This is a genomic window from Hymenobacter busanensis, from assembly GCF_008727865.1.
In the GTDB taxonomy this organism is placed as follows: Bacteria; Bacteroidota; Bacteroidia; order Cytophagales; family Hymenobacteraceae; genus Solirubrum; species Solirubrum busanense.
In genome coordinates this window covers 545,960-553,760 of the sequence record NZ_VTWU01000005.1, presented here as the reverse complement: position 1 = coordinate 553,760, position 7,801 = coordinate 545,960, and the positions used below count along the sequence as shown (strand labels likewise).

Sequence of the window (7,801 nt, the reverse complement as noted above, 5' to 3'; positions counted from 1 at the left end):
GTGGGCCAACATCACGCTTTGCTTAAATCGCATTACCTAATCCCCAACACGCTCTTAAACACAACCAATTATGCAAACGCGACAATTGGGCCGCAGCGGCCTGCAAGTATCGGCCCTCGGGCTGGGCTGCATGGGCCTGAGCTTCGGCCTTGGCCCTGCCACCGACAAGCAGGATGCCATCAAGCTGATTCGGGCCGCTGTGGAGCGCGGCGTGACCTTTTTCGACACGGCCGAGGTGTACGGCCCGTTCACCAACGAAAACGTGGTGGGCGAGGCATTGGCGCCTTTCCGCGGGCAGGTGGTCATTGCCACCAAGTTCGGCTTCGACATCGACCCGGCCACAGGCCAGAACCGCGGCGGCCTGAACAGCCACCCCGAGCACATCCGGCGGGCCGTGGAAGGCTCGCTCAAGCGCTTGGGCACCGACCATATCGACCTGTTGTACCAGCACCGCGTCGACCCCGCGGTGCCCATCGAGGACTTGGCCGGGGCAGTGAAGGACCTGATCCGGGAAGGCAAGGTGATGCACTTCGGCCTGAGCGAGGCGGGCGTGGAGGTTATCCGCCGGGCGCACGCCGTGCAGCCCGTGGCCGCCTTGCAGAGCGAATACTCGCTGTGGTGGCGCGAACCGGAAGAGGCCATTCTGCCCACGCTGGCGGAGCTGGGCATCGGCTTCGTACCGTTCAGCCCGCTGGGCAAGGGCTTTCTGACCGGCAAAATCGACGAGAAGACTGAGTTTGACAAGTCGGACTTCCGCAACACCGTGCCGCGCTTCAACCCCGAAAACCGCAAAGCCAACCAAGCGCTGGTAGACTTGCTCGGCCGCATTGCCCAGGAAAAGCAGGCCACGCCGGCCCAGATTGCGCTGGCCTGGCTTCTGGCTCAGCAGCCGTGGATTGTGCCCATTCCCGGCACCACCAAGCTGCACCGCCTCGAGGAAAACCTGGGTGGTGCCAGTTTGCAGCTATCGGCCGACGACCTGCGCCAGATTGAGGAAGCGGCGGCGCAAATAGCCGTGCAGGGCGCCCGCTACGCCGAAGCGCAGCAGAAAATGATCAACCGCTAAGCCGGGTTCTGCGCCCCCACCACCCGCCAGCCCAACTCGCAAAATCCCGCCGATGGTTTAGATTCAGGGTCGCTCAGCAGGATGCGCTGATGGGGCACCAAGCCTGGTTTGACGCCAAGCGGATGCCCAAATGCTCCGCCGTGGACGTGCCGTGTTTTTCTTTTTTCAGCCGCCAGCTATGCAAAGCCAGTTGTTCGAGTTCGTCTGCCTGGTTCTCATCATCCTGGCGCTGGTGATGCTGGCGGGCAAGCTGCGCGTGGCCTACCCGATTGTGCTGGTGCTGGGCGGTTTGGGCTTCAGCTTCACGGCCCAGTTTGCCAACATCGTCATCGAGCCGGAAGTCGTTTTCTTTCTCTTTCTGCCGCCCTTGCTCTACGAAGCGGCCTGGCAAACCTCGTGGAAGGAATTTTGGCGCTGGCGACGGGTAATTATCTCCTTCGCCTTCCCCATCGTGGTGCTCACCTCCTGCGTGGTAGCCGTGGTGTCGCACTGGCTGATTCCGGGCTTTACGCTGGCGCTGGGCTTTCTGCTGGGCGGCATCATCTCGCCCCCCGACGCCATTTCGGCTACCACCATCATGCGGCAGGTGCAAGTACCCAAGCCGCTGGTCAGCATCATCGAAGGGGAGAGTCTGCTCAACGATGCCTCCTCGCTGGTGGTGTTCCGGTTTGCGCTGGCGGCTGTGCTGACGGGGCAGTTTCACGCTGGCGAAGCTGCCCTGAGCTTTGTGCTGGTTATTGTGCTGGGCACGCTGATTGGCTTGCTCGTAGGCCTTGTTTTCTACGCCATTCACCGCTGGCTGCCCACCACGCCCAGCATTGAGGTAGTGCTGACGGTGGTGACGCCCTACTGCATGTACTACGCCGCCGAGTACTTTCACTACTCCGGGGTGCTGGCCGTGGTGGCCGGCGGTTTGTTGCTGTCCAACCAGCGCCACATCCTGCTTTCGTACCGCAGCCGCATCGAGGGCGTGAACGTGTGGACGGTGCTCAGCTTTGTGCTGAACGGCCTGGTGTTTTTGCTGATCGGTCTGCAGTTGCCCGTCATTACCCGGCAGCTCGGCGGCATTAGCCTGGGCAGCGCCATCGGCTATGGCCTGCTCATTTCGCTGGTGCTCGTTGTCACGCGGCTGCTGTGCGCATTTGGCGCGGCGCAGTTTACCCGCCTGGCCAGCCATTTCATCACCGTGGCCGTGGCCAACCCGGGCTGGCGAGGCCCCACTGTTATCGGCTGGGCGGGCATGCGCGGGGTGGTGTCGTTGGCGGCGGCCCTTTCCATTCCGCTCCTCACGCCCGCCGGGCAGCCTTTTCCGTACCGCAACCTGATTCTGTTTGTCACCTTCGTGGTCATTCTCGTCACGCTGGTGTTTCAGGGACTCACCCTGCCCTGGCTGATCCGGAAGCTGCAGCCCGATGAATTCCCGAATACCCTGCCCGAAGCGTACCAGGAGCGGCTCATCCGGCAGACGCTTGCCCGGCAGGCGCTGGAGTTTGTGGCAGCCCAGACCGGCCCCAACCGCTACCTGCAGAACCTGCACACGCGGCTGCAGCTCGACCTGACCGCCTACGAGCAGGCGCCCGCCGGCAGAAAGCAGCACACGGAAAACGAGCTAAGGCAATTTCAGCTGCTCTACGCCGACCTGCTGGCGCGGCAGCGCAGCCGGCTGCACGAGCTCAACCGGCGGGCCGAACTCGACGAGGAGCTGATTCGCAAGCACCTGGCCTTGCTTGATCTGGAGGAGTTGAAGCTGCAGGAAAAGCAGCTGCCCGCGGCCGGAACGCCGTAGCCGGGCTGCCCGGCCTTTTTGCTTTCTTCCCCGGCGCCGCTGGTTCGGCCCGATGCCGCCGTTTGCCACTCACCCCATGACCCACCAACCCGCTACCACGCCCCCCGCCGCAGGCACCCACCAGGGCGTGAGTGCCCAAGAGCTAAAGCTGACGGGCTTTAAGGCTTACGAAGTCGATACGGCCGTAAACCCCGGCCCCACGTACCGCCGCCGCGACTTCTACAAGGTGGCCCTGATGACCAGCCCCTGCACGGTGCACTACGCCGACCGCAGCATCGACATCAGCGGCAACAGCCTGCTGTTTGCCAACCCGCACATTCCCTACTCTCTTGAGCTGCAGGCCCCGCGGCTGAAGGGCTACTCCTTCCTGTTCACGGAGGCGTTCATGAAGGAAAACGACCGGTCGGAAAGCCTGCATCAGTCGCCGCTGTTCAAGGTCGGTGGCACGCCCATCTTCCACCTTGGCGACGAGCAGGCGGCCTACGCCAAGAGCATCTTTCAGAAAATCCCGGCCGAGCAGGATACCGGCTACCTGTTCAAGAACGACCTGATTCGGACCTACATTCAGCTGCTGATCCACGAGGCCCTGCGCATGCAGCCGACGGAGAGCTTTGTGCAGCACAAAAACGCCTCCTCGCGCATCACGGCGCTGTTTCAGGAGCTGTTGGAGCGGATGTTTCCGGTGGAAAGCCCTCAGCAGGCGCTGCCGCTGAAATCGGCCCAGGCTTTGCCAACCAGCTGGCCGTGCACGTGAACCACCTGAACCGCGCCGTGAAGGAGGCGACGGGCAAGCCAACCACCGTACACATTGCCGAGCGCATCATCGGCGAGGCCAAGGCCCTACTGCACCACACCTCCTGGAGCACGGCCGAAATTGCCTACAGCCTGGGCTTTGAGTACCCGACCTACTTCAACAACTTCTTTAAGAAGCACACCGGCACCACCCCGCTGGCCTTCCGCAAAGCCACCTGATCAGGCGACTCATCCATAGCCGGGCGCTGGCAAGCAGCCAAACGTGCCAGCGCCCGGCAGCCATGTATGACCAAACTGCTGCGCGGTCGTGTTGCCAGCAGCCCCGCGTGTGCCTGCTGGCAACGCGGCTGACGCAAACTCCATACACCGCAAGCTCCCAGCCTGTACGCCGGCTGCTCGTGGTCGATTTATTTTCTGAGGGCAGGTAGGTGCGGGAAGGTTTGACGCTCAACAACGTGCAGCTTTGGAATGAGTGAATGAAATGAGTTTTTGACGGACGCGTGGCAAGGAGGGGAAACGCGGCCTGGGAACCGCACAAGGGAAACCTGAGCCACGCGTCACGTCAAAAGCCTTTCCCCACGGTTTCCATTCGGCGTTTGCCCGGCCGCTGAATGGCTTGTACGCTCTCATTCCACCCTATGCAAGCAGGGCGCAATTCCCATTGGATAGCACGCCGGATAACTCCGGCCCCGTTTTTCGCCCGCTTTTCTGCCACCTTGGTTCGGTACCTGGGTGGCTTGTTTATGTTAGCGGGTAGCCCGCCAGCAGCCTAGGCACCCCTCTTGATTCACCCGGCAGCAGGCACCACGTTTCATACATTTCCACTTCTTCTCCATGTTCAACTTAAGCGGCAAAACGGCCGTCATCACCGGCGGGGGCAGCGGCATTGGCCGGGCCATCAGCCAGCTGTTTGCCCGCCAGGGCGCTAGTGTCCACATCATCGAGTTGAGCGCCGCGGCGGGCCAGGCTACGGCCGACGAAATTGCCGCGCAGGGCGGCCGGGTGCAGGTACACGCCGCCGACGTGAGCCAGCAGGCGCAGGTAGCGGCCACGTTTGCCGCCATCGGCCGGGTCGATATTCTCGTCAACAACGCCGGCATTGCCCACGTGGGCAACGTGGAGAATACCGCCGAGGCCGACTTTGAGCGTGTGTACCAGGTAAATGTGAAGGGCGCCTACAATTGCCTGCACGCCGCGGTACCGCTCATGAAGCAGCACGGCGGGGCCATTCTGAACCTGGCGTCGATTGCCGCGCACGTGGGCCTTACCGACCGATTCGCTTACTCCATGAGCAAGGGCGCCATTTTCGCCATGACCTTGTCGGTAGCGCGCGACTACTTGGCCGATAACATCCGCTGCAACAGCGTGTCGCCGGCCCGGGTACACACGCCCTTCGTCGATGGATTCATTGCCAAGAACTACGCGGGCCAGGAGGCCGAAATCTTCGACAAGCTCTCCCAAAGCCAGCCCATCGGCCGCATGGGCAAGCCCGAAGAAGTAGCCGCCCTGGCGCTGTACCTCTGCTCCGACGAAGCCGGCTTCGTAACCGGTTGCGACTACCCGCTCGACGGCGGCTTCATCAAGCTGAACACCTAGGAATCCGTTTTTGGCCGGCACCGATGGCCAATCAACACGCTACTACCCCCACACCACCGAATGAAACTTATCCGCTTCGGCCAGCCCGACCAGGAAAAACCCGGCGTCTTACTCAACGGCACGCGCTACGATGTGTCGGCCCACTTCGCCGATTACAACGAACAGTTTTTCGCGCAGAACGGGCTGCAGAAACTGGCCGAAATCATCCGCAACGGCCCCGGCCAGCTGCCCGTGGTGGCCGACGACGTGCGCCTTGGTTCGCCGGTGGCCCGGCCCAGCAAAATCGTGTGCGTGGGGCTCAACTACGCCGACCACGCCCGCGAAACCGGCGCCACCCCGCCCGCCGAGCCGGTGCTGTTCATGAAATCGACAACCGCGCTTATTGGCCCCAACGACGACATTATCATCCCGCGCAACTCGGTGAAAACCGACTGGGAAGTAGAGCTGGCCGTGGTTATGGGCAAGCGGGCGTCGTATGTGGAAGAAGCCGATGCCGCCGACTACATTGCCGGCTACGCCCTGCACAACGACGTATCGGAGCGCGAATTTCAGATTGAGCGCGGCGGCACCTGGGACAAGGGCAAAGGCTGCGACACCTTCGCGCCCATCGGCCCCTGGCTGGCTACCGCCGACGAGTTGGGCGACATCGACAACCTGCGCCTGTGGCTGTCGGTGAACGGGCGCATGATGCAGGACGGCACCACGGCCGAATTCATCTTCCGCATTCCGCACCTGATCAGCTACATCAGCCAGTTTATGACCCTGCTGCCCGGCGACGTCATTTCCACCGGCACGCCGGCAGGCGTGGGCTTGGGCATGAGCCCGCCCGTGTACCTGCAGCCCGGCGACGTGGTGGAGTTGGGCATCGACGGCTTGGGCACTTCGCGGCAAATGCTGAAGGCGTATGGCCAGAATTGACGCCCACCAGCACTTCTGGCAGTTCGACCCGGTGCGCGACGCCTGGATAACGCCCGACATGGCCGTTATCCAGCGCGACTTCGGGCCCGACGACCTGCTGCCGCTGCTGCAACAGCACCGCCTCGACGGCTGCGTGGCGGTGCAGGCCAGCCAGTCGGAGCAGGAAACCCGGTTTCTGCTGGAATTGGCCGCCGCGCACAGTTTCATCAAGGGCGTCGTCGGTTGGGTCGATTTGCAAGCCGACGACATTGCGGAGCGACTGGCGCACTTTCAGCACTTCGAGCAACTGAAAGGTTTCCGCCACGTGCTGCAAGGCGAAGCCGACCGCGCCCTGATGCTCACGCCCGCTTTTCGGCGCGGCATCGGGGAGTTATACCGATACGGCTTCGCCTACGACCTGCTCATTCTGCCCGACCAATTGGTCTACGCTGCCGAGCTGGCTGACGCGTTTTCCACCCAGCCTTTCGTGGTCGACCACTTGGCCAAACCGCTCATCAAAGCCGGCACGCTGGAGCCGTGGCGGCAGCAACTACGCAAATTGGCGGCCCGCGAAAACGTGCTCTGCAAAGTATCGGGCCTGGTAACGGAAGCCGATTGGCACGGCTGGCAGCCCGCCGACTTCCGCCCGTACCTCGACGCCGCTTTCGAAGCCTTCGGCCCCCAGCGGCTGATGTATGGCTCCGACTGGCCCGTGTGCAACGTGGCCGGTGGCTACAGCCGGGCATTTGCGCTGCTGGAAGACTACCTGCGCAGCTTTTCGGCCGCCGAGCAAGCCCATTTCTGGGGCGACACGGCCACCCAGTTTTACCGCCTATAACCTCTCCCCGCATGAACCTGGAGCTTCAGAACAAAGTAATTATCGTGAGCGGCGGCGCCAAGGGCATCGGCGAAGGCATTGTGCGGGTGTTGGCCGCCGAGGGAGCGGTGCCGGTCATCATCGGCCGCAGTGAGGAAGATAACCGGAAGGTGGTAGCGGCGGTGGAAGCGGCGGGTGGCCGGGCCGGGCAAGTGGCAGCCGAGTTGTCGGAGCCGGCGGAGTGCGAGCGGGCGGTGCAAGCCGTCATCGAGCAGTTCGGCCGCATCGATGGGCTGGTGAACAACGCCGGCGTCAACGACGGCGTGGGGCTGGAGCACGGCGACTACGCCCGGTTTATGCAGAGCCTGCACCGCAACGTGGTGCACTACTACCTGCTGGCCCACCACGCGCTGCCCGAGCTCATCAAAAGCAAGGGCGCCATCCTCAACATCACGTCAAAAACGGCCGAGACCGGCCAGGGCAACACCTCGGCCTACGCCGCCGCCAACGGCGCCCGCAACGCCCTGACGCGCGAATGGGCCGTGGAGCTGCTCAAGTACGGCATCCGCGTGAATGCGGTGGTGGTGGCCGAAAGCTGGACCCCAGCCTACGAAACCTGGATTCAAACCTTGCCCAACCCCGAGGAAAAGCTGCGCGAAATCACCAGCAAGATTCCACTGGAAAACCGCATGACCACGCCGGAAGAACTGGCCAATGCCGTGGCTTTTCTGCTCTCGCCCCGCAGCAGCCATACCACCGGCCAAATCATCCACGTCGACGGCGGCTACGTGCACCTCGACCGGGCGCTGGCTAACGCGTAGCAAATAAAAGTCATCCTGAGCAGCGCGAAGGGCCTTCTCTCGCCAGAACTTATCGTTCAGCGGTG

At 62.9% G+C, this 7,801-nt stretch carries 8 protein-coding genes; all 8 read left to right on the top strand.

Annotated features, from left to right (window positions below):
• Positions 1 to 70: 70 nt before the first annotated feature.
• The 8 genes from F0P96_RS15745 (at position 71) to F0P96_RS15715 (ending at position 7,736) form a co-directional block, all read left to right on the top strand.
• A complete protein-coding gene (locus tag F0P96_RS15745; protein ID WP_151079863.1) occupies positions 71 to 1,066 on the top strand; it encodes an aldo/keto reductase in 996 nt (331 codons plus the stop codon).
• A gap of 178 nt (positions 1,067 to 1,244) precedes the next feature.
• A complete protein-coding gene (locus F0P96_RS15740) occupies positions 1,245 to 2,852 on the top strand; it encodes a Na+/H+ antiporter (protein WP_151079862.1) in 1,608 nt (535 codons plus the stop codon).
• Between the two features lie 76 nt (positions 2,853 to 2,928).
• Positions 2,929 to 3,606 (top strand): hypothetical protein, encoded by a 678-nt coding sequence (locus F0P96_RS15735; protein ID WP_235917493.1) that lies wholly within the window; start codon positions 2,929 to 2,931, stop codon positions 3,604 to 3,606.
• Entirely contained in the window at positions 3,603 to 3,824 is a 222-nt protein-coding gene (locus tag F0P96_RS21240; protein ID WP_235917492.1) for a helix-turn-helix domain-containing protein, read from the top strand. Before F0P96_RS15735 ends, F0P96_RS21240 begins: the two co-directional genes overlap by 4 nt.
• Positions 3,825 to 4,439: 615 nt before the next feature.
• Positions 4,440 to 5,201 (top strand): SDR family NAD(P)-dependent oxidoreductase, encoded by a 762-nt coding sequence (locus F0P96_RS15730; protein WP_151079861.1) that lies wholly within the window; start codon positions 4,440 to 4,442, stop codon positions 5,199 to 5,201.
• 60 nt (positions 5,202 to 5,261) lie between these two features.
• The gene (locus F0P96_RS15725; RefSeq protein ID WP_151079860.1) at positions 5,262 to 6,119 is read left to right on the top strand and encodes a fumarylacetoacetate hydrolase family protein; all 858 of its coding nucleotides are present in this window, start codon (positions 5,262 to 5,264) and stop codon (positions 6,117 to 6,119) included.
• Positions 6,106 to 6,936: an amidohydrolase family protein gene (locus F0P96_RS15720; RefSeq protein ID WP_151079859.1), complete on the top strand. Its 831-nt coding sequence runs from the start codon at positions 6,106 to 6,108 to the stop codon at positions 6,934 to 6,936. Before F0P96_RS15725 ends, F0P96_RS15720 begins: the two co-directional genes overlap by 14 nt.
• A gap of 11 nt (positions 6,937 to 6,947) precedes the next feature.
• Positions 6,948 to 7,736 (top strand): L-fucose dehydrogenase, encoded by a 789-nt coding sequence (locus F0P96_RS15715; RefSeq protein ID WP_151079858.1) that lies wholly within the window; start codon positions 6,948 to 6,950, stop codon positions 7,734 to 7,736.
• The last annotated feature ends 65 nt before the right edge of the window (positions 7,737 to 7,801 follow it).